Annotated in this window: 17 protein-coding genes; 5 read left to right on the forward strand and 12 right to left on the reverse strand. The window is 63.4% G+C overall.

What is annotated here, in order from left to right:
- Nucleotides 1-9: 9 nt before the first annotated feature.
- From C0V74_RS02245 to C0V74_RS02265, 5 genes are all read right to left on the reverse strand, one after another.
- Nucleotides 10-1,416, reverse strand: coding sequence for a nitronate monooxygenase (locus C0V74_RS02245; protein ID WP_131625613.1), 1,407 nt, complete (start codon nucleotides 1,414-1,416; stop codon nucleotides 10-12).
- Between the two features lie 36 nt (nucleotides 1,417-1,452).
- Complete coding sequence (locus C0V74_RS02250; RefSeq protein ID WP_131625612.1) at nucleotides 1,453-2,193, reverse strand: methyltransferase domain-containing protein; 741 nt, start codon at nucleotides 2,191-2,193, stop codon at nucleotides 1,453-1,455.
- Entirely contained in the window at nucleotides 2,193-3,320 is a 1,128-nt protein-coding gene (gene prfB, locus C0V74_RS02255) for a peptide chain release factor 2 (protein WP_131625611.1), read from the reverse strand. Before prfB ends, C0V74_RS02250 begins: the two co-directional genes overlap by 1 nt.
- Nucleotides 3,321-3,546: 226 nt before the next feature.
- Nucleotides 3,547-6,069 carry a transglycosylase domain-containing protein gene (locus C0V74_RS02260; RefSeq protein WP_143250437.1) on the reverse strand — a complete coding sequence of 841 codons (2,523 nt, stop codon included), beginning with the start codon at nucleotides 6,067-6,069 and terminating at the stop codon, nucleotides 3,547-3,549.
- A 41-nt stretch (nucleotides 6,070-6,110) separates the two neighbouring features.
- A complete protein-coding gene (locus C0V74_RS02265; RefSeq protein WP_349236026.1) occupies nucleotides 6,111-6,956 on the reverse strand; it encodes an N-acetylmuramoyl-L-alanine amidase in 846 nt (281 codons plus the stop codon).
- Between the two features lie 479 nt (nucleotides 6,957-7,435).
- On the opposite strand from C0V74_RS02265, the gene C0V74_RS02270 reads away from it, so the two are divergent.
- Entirely contained in the window at nucleotides 7,436-10,153 is a 2,718-nt protein-coding gene (locus C0V74_RS02270; protein ID WP_143250439.1) for a ribonuclease E/G, read from the forward strand.
- Between the two features lie 88 nt (nucleotides 10,154-10,241).
- Here the strand turns inward: C0V74_RS02270 and C0V74_RS02275 are convergent, their stop codons facing one another.
- Nucleotides 10,242-11,798, reverse strand: coding sequence for an oligosaccharide flippase family protein (locus C0V74_RS02275; RefSeq protein WP_143250440.1), 1,557 nt, complete (start codon nucleotides 11,796-11,798; stop codon nucleotides 10,242-10,244).
- Between the two features lie 151 nt (nucleotides 11,799-11,949).
- Here C0V74_RS02275 and C0V74_RS02280 point away from each other — a divergent pair, with 151 nt between their 5' ends.
- From C0V74_RS02280 to C0V74_RS02295, 4 genes are all read left to right on the forward strand, one after another.
- On the forward strand, nucleotides 11,950-12,732 hold the full coding sequence (locus C0V74_RS02280) for a succinate dehydrogenase iron-sulfur subunit (RefSeq protein ID WP_131625607.1): 783 nt from the start codon (nucleotides 11,950-11,952) through the stop codon (nucleotides 12,730-12,732).
- A gap of 1 nt (nucleotide 12,733) precedes the next feature.
- Nucleotides 12,734-13,183, forward strand: coding sequence for a PaaI family thioesterase (locus C0V74_RS02285; RefSeq protein WP_246844930.1), 450 nt, complete (start codon nucleotides 12,734-12,736; stop codon nucleotides 13,181-13,183).
- Entirely contained in the window at nucleotides 13,180-14,295 is a 1,116-nt protein-coding gene (zapE, locus tag C0V74_RS02290) for a cell division protein ZapE (RefSeq protein ID WP_143250441.1), read from the forward strand. The genes C0V74_RS02285 and zapE overlap by 4 nt, the downstream gene beginning before the upstream one ends.
- A 71-nt stretch (nucleotides 14,296-14,366) precedes the next feature.
- A complete protein-coding gene (locus tag C0V74_RS02295) occupies nucleotides 14,367-15,065 on the forward strand; it encodes a pirin family protein (RefSeq protein WP_143250442.1) in 699 nt (232 codons plus the stop codon).
- Here the strand turns inward: C0V74_RS02295 and C0V74_RS02300 are convergent.
- The 6 genes from C0V74_RS02300 to C0V74_RS02325 are packed head-to-tail and all read right to left on the reverse strand — an operon-like array spanning nucleotide 15,062 to nucleotide 22,267.
- Nucleotides 15,062-16,957: an XrtA/PEP-CTERM system amidotransferase gene (locus C0V74_RS02300; RefSeq protein ID WP_143250443.1), complete on the reverse strand. Its 1,896-nt coding sequence runs from the start codon at nucleotides 16,955-16,957 to the stop codon at nucleotides 15,062-15,064. The genes C0V74_RS02295 and C0V74_RS02300 overlap by 4 nt on opposite strands.
- Before the next feature lie 10 nt (nucleotides 16,958-16,967).
- A complete protein-coding gene (xrtA, locus tag C0V74_RS02305; protein ID WP_143250444.1) occupies nucleotides 16,968-17,960 on the reverse strand; it encodes an exosortase A in 993 nt (330 codons plus the stop codon).
- Complete coding sequence (locus tag C0V74_RS02310) at nucleotides 17,950-19,173, reverse strand: TIGR03087 family PEP-CTERM/XrtA system glycosyltransferase (RefSeq protein ID WP_143250445.1); 1,224 nt, start codon at nucleotides 19,171-19,173, stop codon at nucleotides 17,950-17,952. The genes xrtA and C0V74_RS02310 overlap by 11 nt, the downstream gene beginning before the upstream one ends.
- On the reverse strand, nucleotides 19,173-20,297 hold the full coding sequence (locus C0V74_RS02315) for a FemAB family XrtA/PEP-CTERM system-associated protein (protein WP_349236019.1): 1,125 nt from the start codon (nucleotides 20,295-20,297) through the stop codon (nucleotides 19,173-19,175). Before C0V74_RS02315 ends, C0V74_RS02310 begins: the two co-directional genes overlap by 1 nt.
- Nucleotides 20,234-21,112: an XrtA system polysaccharide deacetylase gene (locus C0V74_RS02320; protein ID WP_210413431.1), complete on the reverse strand. Its 879-nt coding sequence runs from the start codon at nucleotides 21,110-21,112 to the stop codon at nucleotides 20,234-20,236. Before C0V74_RS02320 ends, C0V74_RS02315 begins: the two co-directional genes overlap by 64 nt.
- A gap of 9 nt (nucleotides 21,113-21,121) precedes the next feature.
- Nucleotides 21,122-22,267 carry an XrtA/PEP-CTERM system-associated ATPase gene (locus C0V74_RS02325; RefSeq protein ID WP_143250447.1) on the reverse strand — a complete coding sequence of 382 codons (1,146 nt, stop codon included), beginning with the start codon at nucleotides 22,265-22,267 and terminating at the stop codon, nucleotides 21,122-21,124.
- Between the last annotated feature and the right edge of the window lie 19 nt (nucleotides 22,268-22,286).

Genomic DNA, 22,286 nt, shown 5'->3' on the forward strand with positions numbered 1-22,286 from the left:
CGGCGTCACTCAATCGCCGGTCAAAATCCGATCAACCAGTTCCTTCACGGTCGGCGTGTAGTTGTTCGAATAGAACGGATCCTGGCCGAACCGGTATGCCGCGTGCCCGGCAAACATCAGGTTTTCCGAGATCGGCTCTCCGTGAGCGATGTTCTGCAGCGCTTTCTGAATGCAGAAACTGCGCGGGTCAGCCAACCGTCCGGTGGTGAAGTCATCGTGATCCTTCCAGCTTGAGAACTGGCAATGCGACAGGCAGCCCATGCAGTCCTTCTGATCCTGCCGGATCACGTCGCGGCTCTCCGGCGTGACGTAGACGATCGTGTCGTCTGGCGTCTTCAGCGCCTCGGTATACCCGTGCGCGAACCAGGATAGCGCGCGCTCATAGTCGGTCGGCGCGACCCAGAAGTTGCGACCTCTGACGCCGATATCCAGCTGACGCGTGTGCTCTCCGGCCGCGACCTTGCTGAAGGGGATTTGTCGCTCCGACCGGTGGATCAGGTCGAACAGGAATTCGTTCTTCACCGCCGAACTGTAGAACCCCGTCGGTGAGAAGCGGTGAAGCAGGACATCGCCTTCTTCAATATGGCGAAGCGCTTCCTTCCAGTCATCCGGGATCGGGCTCTCGACCGTGAGCAGCGGACGAGTTCCGAACTGGAAAGCAATCTTCCCCAATTCCGGGTTGTCGATCCAGTCGTTCCATTCGCGCAGAAACCATACGCCGCCTGCCATCACGATCGCGGTGTCTTCGGACACGCCTTCAGCCCGCATGGTGTCACGCAAGGCTTTCACCCGCGGGTACGGATCCTCAGGCTTCAGCGGGTCTTCGGCGTTGGACAATCCGTTATGTCCCCCGGCCAGCCAAGGATCTTCATAGACGACCGCCGCCATCAGGTGCGGGACGCGGCTATAGCTGCGCTTCCACAAAGCCCGGAAGGCGCGCGCTGAGCTTACGATCGGGAGGTAGTGCACATTGTGGCGCTCGGCAATTTCCGCCAGCTTGTAGGGCATGCCCGCCCCGCAGGTGACGCCGGTCACCATGCCCTGGGTTTGTTCGAGGACGCTTTCCAAAATCGGCTGAGCCCCGCCCATCTCCCACAACACGTTGATGTTGATCGCGCCCTTGCCGTCGGCAATCTCGTAAGCGCGGCGAACTTGCTCCACCGCCCCGTCGATTGCGTACCGCTTCAACTGCTCGTGCCGCTCTGCCCGGGTCAGTGCATCGTACACCTGCGGCACGATCTTGCCTTCGGCATCGTAGCTATCGGCGTTCACCGCGCTGACCGTCCCGATGCCCCCCGCCGCAGCCCACGCACCGGAGCTCATGTGATTGGTGGCAGAAACGCCCTTGCCGCCTTCCACAAGCGGCCAGACTTCGCGTCCGCCATAGACGATCGGCTGCAATCCCTTGAACGCCATCGAGCTCATCTCATCCCAAAGTTTGGGCGCGGTAAATCAGCGCGCCGCACCGCCGGTCGTTCCCGGCTCTTGCTTGCAGGGCCTGATATCCTGCGGCTCGGGCCGCTTAGCGGCTCGCTTGAACTGTGCATAGTACCCGGCCAACTCGGGCGAGTCCTTGAAAGTCTCTAGTTGGAACCCGACCCGCTCGAATTCGCAGCTGAGCAGCAACGGATCGATGCCGTGCTGATTGGTCGGCCGATCGATGTCGACCACCACGATCCGGCCATCCTGCTTGAGGCTCGGCCACAGGCGCCAGAGGAAGGCGTAAGGCTCCTGCACCTCGTGATACATGTGAACCATGAACACGCGGTCGAAGCTGTTTGCGGGCAGTTTCGGGTCGTCGGCAGTGCCAAGTCGGATCGATACGTTATCGAGCCGCTCGCGCTCAACCCGCTGAGCGAGCCTGTCCAGCGCCGCGCGATCAATGTCCTGAGCAAGCACCCGGCCGGTACCACCGACTGTTTCCGCCAGTCGGATCGTATAATAGCCTTCGCCCGCGCCGATATCGGCAACCGTCATCCCCGGTCGGATCTCGGCGAGATCCATGACCTTGCGCGCTTCGCCTACGCTGTCGCGCTGATCCTCAGTGGAAAACTGATTGCTGCCAAGATCGGATACCGCGCGCTCGGCCTGCGGGAATGCCAGCGCGGTCTCTGGACGCTCGACCGCCGGGTCTGCCTGATCGCACCCAGTGACCGCGAACAGAGCCAGCGCCAGTAACGCCTCTGTCCGCATCAATCGGCGTCCTCCACATCGACGCTTTCGCCAGTCACCCGCTGTGCCAGGGCCGCGGAGATAAACGGGTCGAGCGCGCCGTCGAGCACATCGTCCGGCGCGGGCGAGGTATACCCCGTCCGCAAGTCTTTCACCATCTGATAGGGTTGCAGAACATAGCTGCGGATCTGATGGCCCCACCCAATGTCGGTCTTGCTTGCGTGTTCCGCGCTGGCTGCCTCTTCGCGCTTGCGCATCTCTTCCTCGAACATGCGCGCCTTAAGCATGTTCATCGCAATTTCGCGGTTCTTGTGCTGGCTGCGGTCGATCTGGCTGGCGACGATGATCCCGCTGGGGATGTGCGTGATGCGCACCGCGCTGTCGGTGGTGTTGACGTGCTGTCCGCCGGCGCCGCTCGCCCGATAGGTATCGATCCGCAGATCGGCCGGATTCACCTCGATCGAGATGTTATCGTCGATGACGGGATAGACCCAGATGGAGCTGAAACTCGTATGCCGCCGAGCGCTCGAATCGTACGGGCTAATGCGCACGAGACGATGCACGCCGCTTTCGGTCTTGGCGTAGCCATAGGCGTTCTCGCCTTTCACCAGCAGGGTCGCACTTTTGATCCCCGCCTGATCACCCGCGTGGTAATCGACCAGATCGACCTTGAACCCGCGCCGCTCGGCCCAGCGGGTATACATCCGCTGCAACATCTCGGCCCAGTCCTGGCTCTCGGTTCCCCCCGCTCCCGCGTGGATCTCGATATAGGTGTCGTTGGCATCCGCTTCGCCTGAGAGCAGCGCCTGTACTTTGTCGGCATCGGCTCGCTCGGCGAGGCGCGCGAGGCTGGCCAGCCCCTCCTGCTCGATCTCCTGATCGCCTTCCGCCTCGCCCATTTCGACGAACTCGATCGCGTCGCCCATTTCTGCGGTGATCTGGTTAACGGTGCCGATGGCGGCGTCGAGCCGGCGGCGCTCCCGCATGACGGCCTCAGCCTCCCTGGGATCGTTCCACAGGTTCGGATCCTCTACCCGCGCGTTCAGCTCGTCGAGCCGGCGCAGGGCGCGCTCCCAATCGAGCGACTGGCGTACAAGCGCCAGCGCGGCCTCGATGCGATCGATGTGGGCCTGCCCTTCGGCACGCATGGAACTAGCCTTTTTCAACGGAAGATGGGCCCGCCGCTTAGCCGAGGCGGATGGGTTGCGAAAGGTGGCGGTGATCAGTTGCGAGGTTTCGCCGGTAGCTTCCTCAACGCCGCCCGCGTCACCGGGCGTGTTCCTTAATCGCCATCGAAACCGAGGAAAGCGATTCGCCCTGGGTGATCGATGATGAAGAGGTGTTTCGTCGCGGTGTGCAGGACGCTTGTCCGCATCAGTAGATGCCGCCCTGTTCCTCGACGAAATCAGCTTTCGCCTCGACCTCGCGTTTTCGGGTTACTGCAGCCGCTTGTGCGTTGACCTGTCGGCCCCGGCGAATGAGTTCGAGAATCTCGTTGCGTTTGGCTGCGACCTCGTCCTGCCGGGTCGCCCGCGGCGGTTCGGTGCTTGGCTTGAACGCTTCCCATATCACCGAAGCTTTCGGTTCATTGGTCGGCCACGCGTCAAACACGCGCCGCCCACTTTGGCGGTCGATCCGCACCATTCGGACGCCGGCGGGCGCGACAAACGGTTCATCGCTCCAGCGATCGCGGGTCGCCTTCACGAAATCGATGAAGATTGGCGCGCCAGTATTGCCACCCTGCACCCAGCCACCAAGATTCCGCGGCTTGTCGAAGCCGATATAGGCGCCAGCGACGATGTCGGGCGAGCCACCGATAAACCACGCGTTGGTCGGCCCCGTTGTGGTTCCCGTCTTTCCAAAAAGTGGGAGGCCCAGTGAAGCCACGCGCACGGCGGTACCGCGCTGGACCACGCCTTCGAGCATGTGGACGACCTGGTAGGCGGTCCGCGGATCCATCACCTGCCGACCCGAAGCGCCCAGTCGCGGCATGGCCGTCCCATCCCATTCGGCCATGTTACAGCGGGCGCACTCACGCTTGTCAGAGCGCCAGATCACTTTCCCCCGGCGATCCTGTACATAATCGATCAATGACGGACTGTGCATCCGACCAAAATTGGCGAGCGTGGCATACGCATTGACCATCTTCAGCACGGTCGTGTCGCCCGCGCCAAGCGCGAACGCCGGATACGGCTTATAGGAACCAATGCCCAGCCGCTCGAAGGTACGGACCACGTTCGGCATCCCGGCGTCCATCGCAATGTGCACCGTCATCAGGTTGCGGCTTTGCTCCAGGCCCCAGCGCATCGTGTGCACGCCGCCGCCGCCGCCGCCGAAGTTACGGAAGCATTTTTCCCCCAGTGCCGCCCCTTGATAGAAACAGTACGACTGATCGGGAACTTCGGTTGCCGGGGTCATGCCCTGGTCCAGGCCAGTCGCATAGACGAACGGCTTGATCGTGGAGCCTGGCTGGCGCAGCGCCTGGGTGGCGCGATTGAAGTCGGTCAACCGATGATCAAAGCCACCTTGTAATGCCAGCACTCGGCCCGTGGCCGGCTCTTCCGCGACCATTCCACCCGAGACTTCCGGCACCGATCGAACGGCGTAGGAATCTCCGACCGGCGCCGCGGCGATGACATCGCCTGCTTTCAGAGCATCGGGCATGCCCGTCAGCGGCGCAGTGTCACCGTCTGAAAACCCGATCCGGCCGCTGCCGCCGGACCGTTCGACCACGACGCCGACCCGCCAGTCCTTGTAAGAAATGCCAAGCGGCGATGCGGCAAGCTGCGATTGCCAGGTGTCATCATCCACGTTGATCTGCGCAATCGGACCGGACCATCCTTTGCCTGCGCTATACCGGAGAATGCCGCCCCGCAGCGCATCGCGCGCGGCTAGCTGCAATTCCGGATCAAGCGACGTGCGCACCCACAACCCGCCGGCGTAAACGCTGTTCTTGCCGTCTTCCGCGGTTTCGCCGAACTTCGCCATCAGCAGGCGGCGTACTTCCTCGAGAAAATACCCGGCATCCACTGAAGGCACCGCCGAGCGGGAGGGCTTCAGACCGAGTGGCTGCGCCTTGGCCGCGGCCCCTTCCTGCGCGGTGACGAAGTCGTTTGCGACCATCTGATCGAGGACGAAGTTGCGGCGGGTGATCGCCAGGTCTTCGTACCTCGCGCGGCCATAACGCTCCGGCGCCTTCGGCAAGATCGCGAGAAACGCCATCTCGTGCAAATTCAGCTCGCCGACATCCTTGTCGAAATAGGCTCGCGATGCCGCCTGCACGCCGTAGCTGCGCCGGCCCAGCGGAATCTCATTGAGATAGAGTTCGAGGATCTGGGGCTTGGTCAGAACGCCCTCGATGCGCCGCGCGAGGATCATTTCCTTCAGCTTGCGCGTGACCGAATACTCGTCCCCCAGGAGGATGTTCTTCGCCACCTGCTGAGTGATAGTCGATCCGCCGACCGCACGCTCGCCGGAACTGAACTTGGTCGCGTAATCGAATGCTGCGCCGATCGTGCCCGTGATATCGACCCCGCCATGGCTGAAGAACGTCTTGTCCTCGGCCGCGAGAAACGATTCAATCAGCTCTTGCGGGAAATCGGCATATTGCAGCTGCACCCGGCGTTCACGAGCATACGAATGGACGATTTGCCCATCGATGCCCCGCACGATCGTCGGCAGCGGCGGCTCGTAATCAACTAGCGTGTCCGCGCTCGGCAAGTCCCGTGCGAGGATGATCCACCCGATCACCAGCAGAAGCAGGCCACCAGCGATTAAACTCGCAAGCCACCGAAACCATCGCCGTTCGCGCCAGTTGTCGCGAAACCATTGAATTGCGCCATGGGTATCACGGCGAATGCGATACCGGATGTGCTCTAGGGTCGTGCTGTCCGCCATGTGGCGCGCGCCTTAGCATCGCCCGGCGCGTCTAGGGAAGGTCATTCCTGCGCGGACTGGCGCGCGAAATAGATGCGTACGGCGCGCGCCAGCACGACCGCAAACCGCTCGCGCCCCTCCTCGGAAGCGAGGCGCTTGGCGTCTTCTTCGTTGGAGATGAAGCCCGCTTCATACAGCACCGAAGGGACATCGGGCGCGCGTAACACGGCGAGGGAAGCCGACCTGCGCGCCTGGGGGTGAAACTGCAGCACGCCCTGCCCTTCTCGCTCGATGAGGCGGGCAAACTCTTCGCTGTCAGCTTGAACACGCCGTTGAGAGAGTTGCACGAGGATGGAGTTGACCGCTTCGCTCTGACCAGAGAGCGGGACGCCGTTCATTGTGTCGACTGCGTTCTCGCGCATCGCAAATCGGGCGGCCGCCTCACTCGATGCGTCGTCCGACAACGTATAGATACTCGCCCCGGTGACCTGATCTTCACTCCCGGCAGAATCTGCGTGGATCGACAGCATGAGGTCGGCGCCGAGTTCGCGAGCGATGGCAAAACGCTCTGCCAAGACGAGGAAGCTGTCGTCGCTCCGCGTCAGCGCCACCCGCACCCCGCCTTCGGCCACAAGCCGGTCACGCAACGCCCGCGCCAAAGCCAGGACGAGCTCTTTTTCTTCAAAACCCTGTCCCTGGGCTCCGGGATCGTGACCGCCGTGGCCTGCATCGATGACGATCAGTGGGCGGGAGCGGTCCGGTGGCCCTTCCACTTTCGGCAGGTCGATCGGTTCCCCCGCCGGCGGGAGCTCGAACTTTACGATGTAGCCGCGGCCCAGCGCGGGCACGGGCAAGGTCGTCCCCAAGGCATACAGTATCGCCAGCACCACGACGGGTGCCAGAAACACGAGCAAAAGCTGGCCGCGTAATGACATTGCGCACGATGGTTAAGGCGTTGCCGGGAGGCGGCGCAATATGGTTGCCGAGTTTAACCCACGATGCTAGCAGATGGCCCAACCGGGGCGATCAGCCTCAGAGCTCACTCAAGGCGCGTCGCACGCGCTGGCCGGGGGCCGGCCCGGCCGCTGACCTTCGCAATCGCGGCGGTCCAATACCAGGTTGACGCAAGCGATGAGCTTTCCTTCTCAGCAGACTGTGACGTCGCTTTTCAGCGGTCGCGCGGTTTTGACTGACCGGGGCGCGTACCGCGCACACGAGTGCACCCTTGCAGACACATCATCCCGGCCCGGCGCTGAACAGCGCATGGGCCGGTTCGCTTTCGCCGTCTCGCCTAATGCGTTTGGCGGCGGTCCAACATTAGCGCGCACGCCCCGCCCACCCTTCGATGGAGATCGAGGTCGGCCGGCATGCGCTCGGAGACAATACAATGGCAACGCGCATGCTTATCGATGCGCGCCACCCGGAAGAAACCCGGGTGGCGGTGGTTCAAGGTAACCGGATCGAAGAATTCGATTTCGAGTCTGCCGAACACAAGCAAATCAAGGGCAACATCTACCTCGCCAAGGTCACGCGGGTAGAACCCAGCCTCCAAGCTGCTTTCGTCGATTTCGGGGGCAACCGGCACGGGTTCCTCGCGTTCAGCGAGATCCACCCCGATTACTATCAGATCCCGAAAGAGGACCGCGAGCAACTTCTGGCTGAAGAAGCCGAAGCTGCCGACGAGGAAGCTCGGCTCCGGGCCGAAGAGGAAGAGGAAGGCCACTCCCCCGGCGACGAATACGATGCCGACGATGAAACGGGCGAGCAGCTTGTCGAGGAATTTGCCGAAGACGGCGTCGAAGAAATCGACACTTCGGAAAAGGACGATGTCTCGACAATCGAGGATGGTCAGGTCGACTACGACGATGACGCGAACCCCGGCGATGACGACACTCGCGACGACGAAGGACGCGAAGACGATCGGTCGCGCGGTCGCGGCCGTGGCCGGCGCCAGGGTAAAGGCGGCGGCCGCAGCCGGGCCAAGGAAGTGGACGAAGTTCGCGCGAAGCGGATGGCTCTGCGCCGCCGTTACAAGATTCAGGACGTTATCCAGCGCCGCCAGGTCCTGCTCGTGCAGGTCGTCAAGGAAGAGCGCGGCAACAAAGGCGCCGCGCTGACAACATACCTTAGCCTTGCCGGGCGTTACTGCGTTCTCATGCCCAATTCGAGCCATGGCGGCGGCATCAGCCGCAAGATCAGTTCGGCGGCTGATCGCAAGCGGCTCAAGTCTATCGTCAGTGATCTGTCGCTGCCGCGTTCCATGGGGCTCATCGTTCGCACCGCGGGCCTCCAGCGCACCAAGCCCGAGATTAAGCGCGATTTCGATTACCTCGCGCGTCTGTGGGATGAAATCCGGGAAAACACGCTCAAGTCGGTCGCACCGGCACTGATCCATTCCGACAGCGACCTGATCAAACGGGCGATCCGCGATATCTACAACAAGGAGATCGAAGAGGTCGTCGTCGAGGGTGAGCAGGGATATCGCGCCGCGCGTGAGTTCATGAAGCTGCTGATGCCCAGCCATGCCCGCCGGGTGAAGGCCTACAGCGATCCGGTTCCGCTATTCCAGCGCTACGGCGCGGAAGACCAGCTGCGCGCGATGTACGATCCGGTCGTGCAGTTGAAGAGCGGCGGTTATCTGGTGATCAACCCAACCGAGGCGCTGGTGTCGATCGACATCAACTCGGGACGGTCGACTAAAGAACACGGGATCGAGGCGACCGCGCTCAGCACGAACCTCGAAGCAGCGCGGGAAATCGCACGCCAGCTGCGCCTGCGCGACATGGCCGGTCTCGTAGTCATCGATTTCATCGACATGGAATACGGATCGAATGTCCGTAAGGTCGAGAAGGCGATGAAGGACGCGCTGAAAAACGACCGGGCACGCATCCAGGTTGGTCGCATATCCGGCTTCGGGCTTATGGAAATGAGCCGCCAGCGTTTGCGCACCGGCGTGCTGGAAGCCACCACGCGATCATGCCCCCACTGTGACGGGACCGGTCTGGTCCGCACGGCGTCTTCGGCCGGTCTCAGCGCCCTGCGCTTGATCGAGGACGAAGCGGCCCGGGGCAAGGGTTCTGTCATCAGCCTTTACGCCTCGACCGAAGCTGCGGTGTATCTGCTGAACGCCAAGCGGGCGGATTTGGCTGAGATCGAAGATCGCTACTCTGTGGCTGTGGAAGTCTTGCCCGAAGGCGAGGATGAAGGCGCCAAGATGAGGGTTGCGAGCAGCGGCCCGCGCCCGACCACCCCGCCCAAGTTCGAGCCGATCATCGATGAGGTCGAGGACGATCCGATCGAGGAAGAGGACGAGATCGACGAGGACACGGAGGAGAGCCGCGTCGACGATGATACCGACCACTCTCGCAAGAAGCGCCGCCGCCGCGGCGGCAGGAACCGCCGCGACGACCGCGAAGGCGAGAACGGTGCGGAAATGTCTCCGTCAGCCGAAGAGGATGACGAGACCACCGGCGAAGAGACTGACGAACGGAGCAGTTCCGACGAGCCCGAAGGCGACGAGGACAAGCCGCGTAGGCGCCGCCGCCGCGGAGGACGCCGCAGGCGGGGGCGTGGCCGCAGCGACGGCGACGAATCCAGCAGCGAAGGCGAAGGCGAGGCTCAGGCCATCGAAGAGACCGTCGGCCAGCAACTGGAGGACGACTTAGCTGTCGTTGCCAAGCCGGACGAACCGGATGCACCGCAAGCGGAACCCGAAGAGCAGCCCAAGAAGCGCTCGCGCCGCAAGAAAGTGGTGACCGAAGCTTCGCCGGCGGCGGAAGAGGCAATTCCGACGGAGGAAAATGCTCCTGAAGCACCAGCGGAAGAAAAGCCGAAACGCAGCCGCCGCAAGAAGGCTGTAGAGGCCGAGGCGCCGGCAGCGGACAGTGCGATCTCAGCGGATGTAGAGAGCGAAGCTCCTGCCAAGCCCAAGCGTACTCGCGCCCGAAAGGCTCCCGCCGCTGAAGCAAGCGCTGCACCGGTGAGCGCCGATCCTGTCACCACTCCGGCAGAAGAATCTGATCCGGCTACTGAGACAGCGGAGCAGTCGGGCGAAGAGCCGCGCGGCGGCAAGCGCGGCTGGTGGCAACGCACCTTCGGCGATTAATGAACCAATCTCCCCCGGTCAGTGAAGGACCGGGGGAGACCTCACGATAGTCTGGGCCAGCTCAACTGCGGCTGAGCCGTAGCATCTCTCACTGAACCGGGGTGCCTGGCGGAACGAGCCGCAACCGCACCGCCAGCTTGCCCAGCGAAGCGCGGTCATCCAGCGGAAGCGCAAGGCGCAAAGATGTCCAGATGGACGCAGCGCCGATTGCGATGATCAGCGGGATCGCGACCTCGTCGACAAACGCGATATCCACGACATCGGCAACCACGCCCGCCGTCACCGCAATCGCAGTGACGACGACGATAACCCGGGGAAACCGCCGATCAAACGGATGCAGATTCTCGGTCAGGTAGAGCTGGATCATCGGGATCGTCGCCATCGTGACGAACCCGATCGCCATGGCCAGCGTGATACCGGTGATGGGATCGAGCGGCCCGACCAGCTCGCGTCCTGCGAGGATCGCCACCGCCAGTCCAAACACGCTGGCGGTGATCTGGTGCTTGTAATGAGCGATGACCTGCAGAACCGGCAACGAAATGCCCAGCATCGCCTCGAGCGCGCGGGCAAACACCAGGATGACCACGGCCGCGGCAGCCACGTCCGCCTGCTTTCCAAACAGGCTTAGGATGGAATAGCGGCCGCCCCCTATTACGGCCGCGAGCGGGAACGCAATCGCCACGATCACCCGCACCGCATAGCTGTAGATCGATGCCACCTGTGCCCGGTCGGTCCGCTCGGCACTCGCCGCGAGGGGCGCCATGACATACACGAAGGCGACCCTGACCAGTTGCACAACGCTCGATAGCTTGCGTGCGATGGTGAACAGCCCTGAGGCGCTCGCGCCGGCAGCGCCCGGCAGCAACTGGTTGAGGATAAGCGTTGGAGATTCGCTAAACATACGCGCGACGATATTGCTCGGCAGGACAGACAAGCCCGCGAGCAGCGTGTGCCGCGCGCAGTCTCCCCACCACTTGCCGGCAAACAGCAGGTCAAGCCGGTAATACTGTCTCAGCAACCGTACGCAGAGCCCGGCAGTGATAGCCAGCGAGATGATGTGGGCGATGAACAGGCCCTTCAGGCCCATCCCCAGGAAGAAGAACAGTCCCGCCAGCACCAGCCTGATGATCTGCTCCCACACGATCCGCAGCCGAATCTCTGCGCCGAACACCATGCGAGCCCGCAAAGCTGAGGTCGCGACTTCGACAAAAGCCCATAGCGGCAGGGTCCAGACGAATATGCGCACCGCCGGGATCAACAGATGCTCGTCCTGTTCCGCTACGTTAAGCAGCGGCGCCAGATCGTGGGCGTAGAGCGAAATCAGGCAAGCGACCGCCAGACAGGGGCCGACGCCGAACAGCAGCGCGGTGCGCAGAGCCTCTGCCGCATCGGCATCGCTCGCGGCCTTGGGCACGGTACGCTGCATCGCGCTGGTCATTCCGAGGTCGCAGATATTTTCGATCAGATTGATCGTCGACCACATCACCGCGTACATCCCGTACCCGGCGAGACCGAACATCAGCACGTAGAGCGGCTGCGCCACGATCTCCACTACCGCACCCATTCGGGCGAGGATCGTCGAGCCGAGTCCGCGCGCAACGCGGCGGCTGTCGACGGTCTCGGGGGGAATAGCGGCGTCGCTCATCGGGCTGCGGCCCCCTAGGGGCAAACGCGGCTGAGGGGAAGCGCGCCGTCCGAAAGACGGTTGAAGATGGTCCGGTCCCGCGTGGCGGCCTTGCCCTCGGCCAGCGAGGCGCTAGATAGGCCACGATCCCTTGACCCGAGGAATGCCGACGATGGCCACCTTCACGCTGCCCAAGAATTCGAAGATTACCGGAAAGGGTCGCGCGCATCAGGCGGCGGGCGCCAGCCGCGTCAAATCGTTCAAGATTTATCGCTTCGATCCGGAAAGCGGAGAGAACCCGCGTTATGACACGTTCCAGATCGATCTGGACGACTGCGGTCCGATGGTTCTGGATGCGCTGATCAAGATCAAGAACGAGATCGACCCCACTTTGACCTTCCGCCGGTCCTGCCGCGAGGGGATCTGTGGATCGTGTTCGATGAACATGAACGGCCGCAACGGACTGGCCTGCACGACTGCGATGGAAGATCTCGATGGCGACGTGAAGATCACGCCGCTGCCGGCGATGCAGGTGGTCAAAGACCTGGTGCCGGACTTCAAGCATTTCTACGCCCAGTACGCGTCCATCAAGCCGTGGCTGCAGACCGTCACGCCCACTCCCTCGAACAAGGAACGGCTGCAGACTCCGGAGCAGCGCGAACGGCTCGATGGGCTCTATGAGTGCATCCTGTGCGCATGCTGCTCCAGCTCCTGCCCCAGTTACTGGTGGAACTCCGACCGCTTCCTCGGGCCCGCGATCCTGTTGCAGGCGTACCGCTGGCTCGCCGACAGCCGCGACGAGATGACCGGCGAGCGGCTGGAGCAGCTGGAAGACCCCTTCCGCCTCTATCGCTGCCACACGATCATGAACTGCGCCAACGTCTGCCCCAAGGGGTTGAGCCCGGCCAAGGCGATCGCCGAGATCAAGAAGCTGCAGGTCGAAAAGCACGCCTGACGTGGACGGGGACAGCGCGGTCTTCGATCACCGCGATCACCCGGAACATCCGGGCTGGAAGACCTGGCGGTTGCGCGATGACACGCGGTTCAACTCAGTCGTTCTTGGCGAGATGATCGTTCGCGTGGAAGGCGACAAATGCCGCCTGCGGATGTTCCCGGAACGCAAGCATACCAACCTGCAGGACATGATCCACGGAGCGATAACCTTGTCGCTCATCGATGTGTCCCTGTTCGCGGCGATGCGGACCGAAGGCGACGCGGGACCGGCCGTGACGTTGGAGCTTTCCACCCAGTTCATCGGCGCCGGACGACCCGATGAGCCACTTGATGCGGTGGTGGAAGTCCTGCGGGAGACAGGGCGGATGCTGTTCCTGCGCGGCGATGTGGTTCAGGATTACCGCCTGGTCGCGGCCTTTTCCGGGCTGGTGCGCAAAGCGTCGAAGAAATGAGCGGGCTGTCGGCGCGGTATGACGCGCTCGTCGCAGCAGGCGAATTGCAGCCGGATGTCGATCAGCGAACCGCTGTGACGGCATTGGCCCGGCTGCAAGATCAACTCGAGGCTCCTGTCGAAGCAGGGCTTCTAGGCAAGCTGTTCGGACGCAAGCCGTCGCTCCCGCGCGGAATTTATCTGTGGGGCGGAGTAGGCCGCGGCAAGTCGATGCTGATGGACCTGTTCGTCGAGACACTCGCGATCCCCGACAAACGGCGAACGCACTTTCACGCGTTCATGCTGGAGGTGGATAGCCTGATCAGGGATGAGCGGGCCAGAGAGGCAGGCGACCCCATCGCTCCCACAGCAGCCCGGATCGCCCGAGACCTGCGCTGCCTTGCCTTCGATGAGATGGTCGTGACCAACACGGCGGATGCGGCGATCATGGCGCGGCTGTTCACCGCGCTGATGGTGGATCAGGGTGTCACGATCGTGACCACCAGCAACCGGCCCCCACATGACCTGTACAAGGACGGGCTCAACCGGTCGCTGTTCCTGCCGTTCATCGCGCTGGTCGAAAATCAACTCGACGTGATCCCCCTAGATGGGCCGACCGATTATCGGCTCGAGCGCCTTGCGGGCATTTCGACCTGGCATGCACCGCTGGGCGATGCCGCCACGGCCAGCGTGCGAGAGGCGTTTTTCCGGCTGACCGATTACAACCCGGAAGACGCGGACCACGTACCAAGCGCTCAGCTCGACCTCGGCGGCGGGCGTTCCCTGCAAGTGCCCAAAAGTCTGAAGGGTGTCGGGGTTTTCAGCTTCAAACGGCTGTGCGGCGAAAACCGCGGGGCCGCCGATTACCTCGCGATCGCTCACGCGTATCACACCGTGATCGTTGTCGGCATTCCGCTAATGGGTCTCGACAACCGGGACCAAGCGCTGCGGTTCACGAAGCTAGTCGATGCGCTCTACGAAAACAGCGTCAAGCTGTTCGCCACCGCCGCCGGTGAGCCAGGGGACCTTTACCCAGTCGGACCAGGCAGCTTCGAATTTGCGCGGACGGTCAGCCGGTTGGAAGAGATGCGCAGCGCCGACTACATGGCGCGCGGGCACGGGCTCGCGGGTTGAAGGTGCGCTCGGGCGGCGCCACATATCCTACATTCCGGCGTTAACATCCCGCCGAGGTGGACTGATTTTCGATGATCGACATTCGACCAAAGGCGAGCCTGGCGCACCGCGACCATGGCTGGCTTGAAACCCGTTATCACTTCAGTTTTTCCGACTATCATGATCCGCAGCGCATGGGCTGGGGCGCACTGCGCGTGTGGAACGATGACCGGATCGCGGCGAAGAGCGGTTTCCCCCCTCACCCGCACCGGGACATGGAAATCGTTACGTTCGTACATTCCGGAGCGATCACGCATCAGGACTCGCTTGGTAACCGCGGCCGGACTGGCGCCGGCGATGTCCAGGTGATGAGTGCCGGCACGGGCATCACTCACGCCGAATACAACCTCGAAGACGACGAAACGACGCTGTTCCAGCTGTGGATCATGCCCGATCGCGCCGGTGAACAGCCGAGTTGGGGAGCGCGCGAATTTCCGCGCGGGGAGCGCAGCGGCAGTTGGGTCACGCTCGCCAGCGGCACACCCGATGTTGACGATGCACTTCCCATTCGTGCCGATGCGAAGGTCCTGGCGGCCACGCTCGGCGCTGGGGAAACCGTGCGCTATATGGCTGATGAGGCCCGGCATCTGTATCTCGTGCCGGTCAACGGCCAGGTGCGAGTGAACGGGCTCCAGGCGTCTGCTCGCGATGGCGTGGCGATCACGGGCGAGAGCGAGATCACGGTCGAAGCGCTCGACGACGTCGAGTTGGTGCTGGTCGACAGCCGCTAGACGACGCCGAGCCGCGAGAGCGAGCGGTCGAGCATCAGAAGCTGCCACAGCAGGCGAGAGTGATCGCTACGGCCGGAGATGTGCGCTTCTGCAAGCGTAGAAATCCTCGCGCTATCGAACCACCCCGTACGGGCGAGCGAGGCACCGCGAGCGATCGCGCGCGCCTCGCTCGCCAACGGACCGCGCAGCCACTGCGCGATCGGCGTAACGAAGCCCTGCTTGGGCCGGTAGAGCACCTCTCGCGGCAGGTAGCGCTCCATCGTGTGCTTCAGCAGCCATTTGCCCTGCCCCCGGCGGATGCGCAGGTTCTCCGGGAGTGCCGCCGCGAATTCGATGAGGCGATGATCGAGCAGCGGCTCTCGCGCTTCAAGGCTCACCGCCATGCTGGTGCGATCGGTTTTCGTCAGGATGTCACCGGGCAGCCAAAACTTGAGATCCGCATACTGTGCCCGGTCAAGGCCGGATCGGGCGGGCGCATTGCGCATCAGATCGACGAAGGGGCGCTCCGCCTGGTAGCCTCCTAAGCCACTGCGGAAGGCATCTCTGTATAACTGATTGCGCAGTTCAGGGGCGGTCACCGAAAGGCCGCGCGCATAACCCTCTTCCCCGAATGCAGCGAGCGATTGGAAAGTGCTCTTGGCGCGAAAGGCACGCGGCGCCCAATCCGCCTTCGGCCAGGCGCGGCCCAGCGCGCCGAAGACGGATGAGCGCACCGATTGCGGCAATACAGCCCGGGCCCGTTCCTCAGCGGCGTGGAACCGGTGGCGGCGGTAACCTGCGAAAGCTTCATCCGCCCCATCTCCCGACAGCGCGACCGTAACCGTCTCGCGCGCTAGTTCGCACACGCGCAGAGTGGGCAGCGCGGAAGCGTCGGCGAAGGGTTCGTCGAACATGGCCGCAAGCCGATCGATCTCGCCGAACTCATCCGCCGAAACGATCCGCTCGCGGTGATCGGTGGCGAACCTTTCGGCAATCTGCCGGGCATAGGCTGTCTCGTCGAGCGATGCTTCGTCGAAACCGATCGAACAGGTTCGCACCGGAGCGGACGAAACCTCCGCCATCAACGCGACCACGCTGGAGCTGTCGACCCCGCCGGAGAGGAACGCGCCGAGCGGCACGTCGGCGACCATGCGGCTGCTGACAGCCTCCCGCAGGTGAAAGAGAAGTTCGGCCTCAAGGTCGGCCGCCTTGTCCTTCCGCCGATCAGCGAACGAAACGTCCCACCACCGAACGGGGCCCGCCGGAGGTGCATCGTGTTTCAGCAGTCGGTAGTGTCCCGCCGACAGCTTCTCCACTCCCGCCAAGATCGAGCGATGGTCGGGCACGTACCCCCAGGTGAGGTAGTCTTCGACCGCAAGCGGATCGACCGAGCGGCGCAGCAACGGGTGGGCGAGAAGTCCCTTGAGTTCCGAAGCGAAAGCCAGGCTGCCATCGCTGAGCATGGCTGTGAAAAGGGGTTTCACGCCCAGCCGGTCGCGAGCCAGGAACAACTCTCGCCGCTCCGTATCATAGATGGCAAACGCGAACATTCCGTGCAGCTTGTCGAGGCACCGCGGTCCCCATTGCTGCCAGGCCGCCAGGATGACCTCGCTGTCTCCGTGGGTGTCAAAGCGGGCACCCAGCCCTTCAAGCTCGCGGCGCACCTCGCGGAAATTGTAGATCTCGCCATTGAATACCAACATGGCCCGACGATCGGGCGAGGCCATGGGCTGCGGCGACCCCGCCAGATCGATGATCGACAGCCGGCGGTGGCCCAACGCTACGCCCGGCGCACTCCACACCCCTGCGCCATCAGGCCCGCGGTGCGCGATTGCATCGCACATCTTGGTCACCCGCGCCGGATCGACCGGCTTGGGCGTGCCGCAATGAAATATCCCCGCAATTCCGCACATGCCGCCGGCCCTAGATCAGGCGCACAAGAACGGCAAAAGCTGCGGCGATCACGCAGACCAGCACGACCGCGAGGTCCGGTGCGATTACACCCGCGGGAAATCGCTGGGCGATCGCGTCGGCCTCGGTCGCCGAAAGCCCGGCATTCGCCGGATCGCGGTCGATGAACCGCCACCCGACTCCCAGCACAAGCGCGATCACGAGAGCGAAAAACACCCAGCCATAGACGATGTGATCGAAGCCCCCGGCGCGCTCGGCGCCGATGTACTGGGCCACAAAGATGGTTGCCCATGCGCGTACCCCGTTTGCCACTACCGATACGCACGCCGCGGCAAGGACGAAGATCACGCGCCTCTTCCAGCTGGTAAAGGAGGTCCAGGCAACCAGCGTGGCGAGCGCGACCATCGCGATGAGAAATTTCACGCCGGAGCATTCCTCGGCAACGACAAAGCGCCCCGCAGGCGTATCGATGAACAACCCGTTTGAGATCGCGGGGACCCCGCTCGCATGGGTCAAGGCCACTGCGATGCGTGCGGTCAATTGCTGCAGGGGCGCGATGATCTCATCCCCGAATGGCACCAGGAACAGCGAGTAGGCGACCGGGAACGCCGACAGAAGCATCACCCGCATCCCGCAGATGGTCATCACGGTAGCGGACATCGCGGCGACGGCGCCAAACTGAGCGACAAGATTAATTCCTGCCGCTCGGCCGCACAACCAGATCAAAAGGCTGCCGCAAAGCAGGCCAAGTCCGGGGACGAAGGCCGAGAGGCTGGACCTGGATAACTCGGTCCGCCGCAGCCAGATCAGCCACACGAGAATCGGCGGAATCAGCAGAATGTGCGCGTAAGTATCGCTGTTCCACCATTGGTGCGCCATCTCGCCCCACTCACGCGCGGTCAGTACGAACAGCGCGACCCATCCTGCGGCGAGGCGCAGCAGCAGCGATTTCCGATCATTATTGGCGACTGCTGCCGGGCGGAAGGTCGAGCTGTCAGGCGGCATGGCGATCGCGCTGCGCAGCCCGGCCCATGATGCCGGCGAGTGGCGCCAGAGCGGTGGGCCAGCTCTTCTCCTGCACTACGAATTTGCGCGCCGCAGCACCCATGGCCTGCGCCGAAATCGTGTTGGCTAAGAGGCCGATCACGCGTTCGATGAGCGCCGCATCGTCGCTGCCTACCGCCATGTGCTCGCCATCGGTCGCGTTGATGCCTGTCGCGGCTTCGGGAGACAGGACGACCGGGCGCGCCATCGCCATCGCCTCCAGCACCTTGTTCTGCACGCCGCGAGCAATGGCAAGCGGAGCAAGTACGAGGCTGCATGCCGCCAGGAATGGGCGCACGTCATGCACCTCGCCCCACACCCGGGTGCCGTTCAGCCCGTCAAGGGAACGCACTTTTGCTGAGGGTGCGCGACCCACGATGTGAAATGTGGCGGACGGGTACGTCGCGCGGATCGCCGGCATCAGCTGCATGGCCGCCCGCCGGACTGCATCGACGTTGGGCAGGTAATCCATCTGCCCGGTAAACAGCAGGTGCGGACCGCGGTCTTGCATCAGAGCCGCTTCAGGCTTCGTTGCCTGGTGATCGAACAGGTCAGTGTCGATACCGTTGCCAAGAGCAACCACGTCAGCATTGACGTGGCCGGTGCGGCTGCGGAACAGTGCGGCCTCTGCATCGGAGATCAGCAGAACGGTATCGGCGCGGTTTGCGAGCTGGCGCTCCTCGACTGCCAGCAACCGCCCTTCCCGCTCGTCGATCCACGCGCGCGGGCCGGTGCGCTGGTGCGCGTAGGCCTCGAACTTGGCGGAATCTACGTCGCATAGGTCGACCACCAGCCGGCCCTCGAAAGAGCGCGGCACGTATTGTCCCATTTGCCCGGAAAAAACGAAGATCGTGTCGATCGCTCTCTGCTCTAGCGTATCCTCGATCCATTGCCGGAGAGGGTCGCTGGCAAAAGCGGTCAGGCTGACGGGCTTGCCGGACGCTAGTGCGCGCAAACCCGCCGGGATCAGCTTGGGTCGCCGCTGCAGACAATAGCTGGCGCATACTTCAGCCAATAGCGGTTCGGCGGCGAAATCGGCTGCACTCTCGCCAAGGGTCGCCACATGCACCGGCCCCAGTTCGGCGACTGCCTTGAGCAAGTGATGCGAGCGGATCTTGTCACCCCGATCGGGCGGAAAGGGCATGCGATGAGCGATGAACAGTGTCTCGCCCATCACGCAAGCCCGCGGGCGATGATCGGTCCCAAGCGGTTGGCGACCGGGAGCGGCAGACGCTTCCACAGCGCGATCTTGCCCGAATACACATCGCTGTTTGGATCGATGTCGCGCGCTGCTTCACCGGGCTTTTGCCAGACTGCATAGGTCAGCGGTTCAGGCGTGAAGCCCCAGTTCTTCTTATAGGCAAAGGCGCCGCTACCAATCTTCGACCGCCCGAAATCGAATGTGCCGCATCCGCGCCGACGGGCATGACCCATCAATTCGAAATACAGCCGTTCGTTCGCGCGCGACGCGCGGGCGGCGCGGGTACCTCCACCCCAGTATGGATACGCCACCCCCCGGTGATAAACCGTCAGAACGGCCGCAACCGGCTTATTTTCGAGCAAGATCGTAAGGATATCGGCAGCGGAGCCGAAACCATCCAGAACCGCATCAAAGAGCGCACGCGGGAATACAGGGGTGCCTAGGTTGCGCACGCTTTGGCAATAGACGGCATAGTGCATCCGCCGGTCTTCATCGCTCGTTCCGACCTTGACGGCGAAAGGCTGCTGCAGACCTTTGCGCACCTCGGCGCGCTGTTTGCGCGGGATGGCCAGCAGCTGCGCATCGTCGCTTTCCGCCAGAGGAGCCGCGAAGTTCGCATGCTTGCCGGTGACCTGCCGCCATCCTTCCTCGATATCGGCGCAGCGCAGCTCGACCGAGGCGCAGGACAGCCGTTGGGCAAGCTCGATCGCGGCTTTGGTGAGTCGCTGAACTGATGATTCGCTGTCGGCGATTGCGCCGCCGCCCACCGCAAACCCACTCGAAACCAGTGCGGCTGGAAATAGTGGCGATCGCACTTCAGTGACCGGTAGCCAACCGGTCAAGTTGCCGCCCCTCTCTGCAATCAGTCCGAGTGCTCGCTGCCCGGTCCCCCGTTCGACGGCGCGAAGCCAAGCTGGCCGATGGAACGGGGTCCCCTCCCTTTCGACGACGAAACGTTCGATCCGCGCGAGTTCGCCCGGATCGGTCAGGTCGGCGAGAGTGACGGTCTCCAGCATCGGAGTGAAGGGCGCGTTCATGCCGCAAGGCTGCCGGCGATTGCCGCCTCGCGGTGAGCCAGCACGTCCATCCGGCCCCATTCGAACTCGCGCACCAGCTCGGCCAGCTTGCCCGCCATCTTGTCGAGATTCGTATAGTGCCGCAACCGGGAACGGACCGAGGCATTCGGCACGCGAGGCTGCTTCGGATCGATCTCCCAGGGGTGGAAGTAGAACACCGCCGGCCGCCGGTCCTGACGATTGACTTGCCGGATCGCCCAGCGGCTGAAGGCGTAGGGCAGCACCCGGAAAAAGCCCCCTCCGCCGGCCGCCACGCGCCGACCACCAAGAATCGCGGTGGTCACGGGAATCTCCACCAGCGGGTGCCAAGGCAGCGGATTGAAGGCGAACCGAGGTGCCTCCCGCCAACCATAGTGATCGTGCGTCACCGGCGCGACTGACGAACTGTAGGCGTACCCCTGCTCGGCGAGTTCGGCATAAGCCCATGGGGTGCGCTGATCGATCGAGAAGCTGGGCGCCCGGTAACCGGTAACGGCCGCCCCCGAAGAATCTTCCAGTGCCTGGCGCGCGCGCTTCAGATCGGCGCCGAAGCTCTTGCGATCCAGCGTGAACACGCGCGCATGATCCCAGCCGTGACTGGCAACCTCGTGCCCTTCCTCGGCGATGCGGCGGATCAGCGCTCCATGGCGCTGCGCCACCCAACCGAGCGTGAAGAAAGTCGCCTTGACCTCGGCCGCCGCGAACATGTCGAGGACGCGCAGCACGTTGTCGCTCACGCGCAGCGGCAAGCTGTCCCAGGTGTCCCGCGCGATCACGTCTTCAAAGGCGCCCACCTGGAACCAGTCCTCGACATCGACCGAGAGTCCGTTGACGATCCTGGAATGGGGGATGGTCATCGACGCCCGTCACGCCGCCGCGCGCGGAGAGGCATCTTCGAACCATTCGATCAACATGGTCAGGACGTGGCGGACGGCGTCCTCCTGATCGGCGATCCGCTGCTCCATTCGTTCGAAACGTGCGGACCATTCGCTGTTCGCCAAGTCATCGTTGGCTGGGCGCTCGTTCGCCAACTCGTCAATCGCGCGGCGCAGTTCCATGATCTGCGCATCACGTTCTGCGAGCAGATCCTCCATCCCAGCAGCGGGGGCTGCTCCTTCGGCACTAGTGGAAACGTGCCGCTGCTCTTCGGCGGGCACGGCAGTTCTGGTGCCGGCCTGCGGTACGGCGGCCGGTATGACGTTGTCGCCGGCCATCTCCTTGCGGACCGCAGCGAGCATGGCCGCGTCGATCCGGGTGCGCTGTTCCACCGCGCCCAGCAACATGAGCCGACTCATGAGCTGATTGACCTTGCGAGGGATGCCGCCGGTCGCCTCGAAAAGCTCCGCGAAAACCCGCTGGTCGAACGCCGGGTGGCCTTTCCAGCCAACGCACTGCAGGCGGTGGCTGACATACGGTTCGATTTCGCTGGCGCCCATTGCCTCGAGGTGGTGAGCGGCAATGACGCGCTGGCGTAATTGTTCGAGCGCCGGATGGTCAGCCAGCATCCGTTTGAATTCGGGCTGGCCCAGCAGCAGGGTCTGGAGCAGCGGATGTGAGCCGAGCTGGAAGTTTGACAGCATGCGCAACTCTTCCAGCGCCTCGACCCTGAGGTTTTGGGATTCGTCGACAACCAGCAAACAGCGGCGGCCCCCGCGCGCTTCGTCGTGCAGGAAGCCTTCGATCGCGGCAAGCGCAGAGGCCTTGTCATGGCCATCTATGTCGAGGCCAAAACTTTGCGCGGCCACATGGACCAGCTCTTCACCATCCAGGTTGCTGGTGACGATCTGTCCGACAGTCAGCTGGGCCGGATCGACCTTGCGCATCAGGTGCGCGACTAGCGTCGATTTGCCTGCGCCCACTTCACCGGTGATGACGATGAAGCCTTCCCCCTGGGATAGGCCATAGCCGAGGTAGCTCAGCGCTTTGCGGTGAGTGGCGCTCTCGAAAAAGAACTGCGGGTCAGGGGTAAGCTGAAAGGGCCGCCCGCTCAGAGCGTAAAAGTCGTCGAACATATCAGTCTATCCCAAGCCC

This window comes from Altererythrobacter sp. TH136 (assembly GCF_007065885.1).
Classification (GTDB): Bacteria; Pseudomonadota; Alphaproteobacteria; order Sphingomonadales; family Sphingomonadaceae; genus Tsuneonella.

What these genes read in the sequence shown, in the direction of transcription:
- C0V74_RS02245 (WP_131625613.1), bottom strand. Translation starts at nt 1,416, where the DNA reads ATGGCGTTCAAGGGATTGCAGCCGATCGTCTATGGCGGACGCGAAGTC.
- C0V74_RS02250 (WP_131625612.1), bottom strand. Translation starts at nt 2,193, where the DNA reads ATGCGGACAGAGGCGTTACTGGCGCTGGCTCTGTTCGCGGTCACTGGG.
- prfB (WP_131625611.1), bottom strand. Translation starts at nt 3,320, where the DNA reads ATGCGTGCCGAAGGGCAGGCCCACATCGATCGCATCGAGGCCGCGCTG.
- C0V74_RS02260 (WP_143250437.1), bottom strand. Translation starts at nt 6,069, where the DNA reads ATGGCGGACAGCACGACCCTAGAGCACATCCGGTATCGCATTCGCCGT.
- C0V74_RS02270 (WP_143250439.1), top strand. Translation starts at nt 7,436, where the DNA reads ATGGCAACGCGCATGCTTATCGATGCGCGCCACCCGGAAGAAACCCGG.
- C0V74_RS02275 (WP_143250440.1), bottom strand. Translation starts at nt 11,798, where the DNA reads ATGAGCGACGCCGCTATTCCCCCCGAGACCGTCGACAGCCGCCGCGTT.
- C0V74_RS02280 (WP_131625607.1), top strand. Translation starts at nt 11,950, where the DNA reads ATGGCCACCTTCACGCTGCCCAAGAATTCGAAGATTACCGGAAAGGGT.
- zapE (WP_143250441.1), top strand. Translation starts at nt 13,180, where the DNA reads ATGAGCGGGCTGTCGGCGCGGTATGACGCGCTCGTCGCAGCAGGCGAA.
- C0V74_RS02295 (WP_143250442.1), top strand. Translation starts at nt 14,367, where the DNA reads ATGATCGACATTCGACCAAAGGCGAGCCTGGCGCACCGCGACCATGGC.
- C0V74_RS02300 (WP_143250443.1), bottom strand. Translation starts at nt 16,957, where the DNA reads ATGTGCGGAATTGCGGGGATATTTCATTGCGGCACGCCCAAGCCGGTC.
- xrtA (WP_143250444.1), bottom strand. Translation starts at nt 17,960, where the DNA reads ATGCCGCCTGACAGCTCGACCTTCCGCCCGGCAGCAGTCGCCAATAAT.
- C0V74_RS02310 (WP_143250445.1), bottom strand. Translation starts at nt 19,173, where the DNA reads ATGGGCGAGACACTGTTCATCGCTCATCGCATGCCCTTTCCGCCCGAT.
- C0V74_RS02315 (WP_349236019.1), bottom strand. Translation starts at nt 20,297, where the DNA reads ATGGGGCCGGATGGACGTGCTGGCTCACCGCGAGGCGGCAATCGCCGG.
- C0V74_RS02320 (WP_210413431.1), bottom strand. Translation starts at nt 21,112, where the DNA reads ATGACCATCCCCCATTCCAGGATCGTCAACGGACTCTCGGTCGATGTC.
- C0V74_RS02325 (WP_143250447.1), bottom strand. Translation starts at nt 22,267, where the DNA reads ATGTTCGACGACTTTTACGCTCTGAGCGGGCGGCCCTTTCAGCTTACC.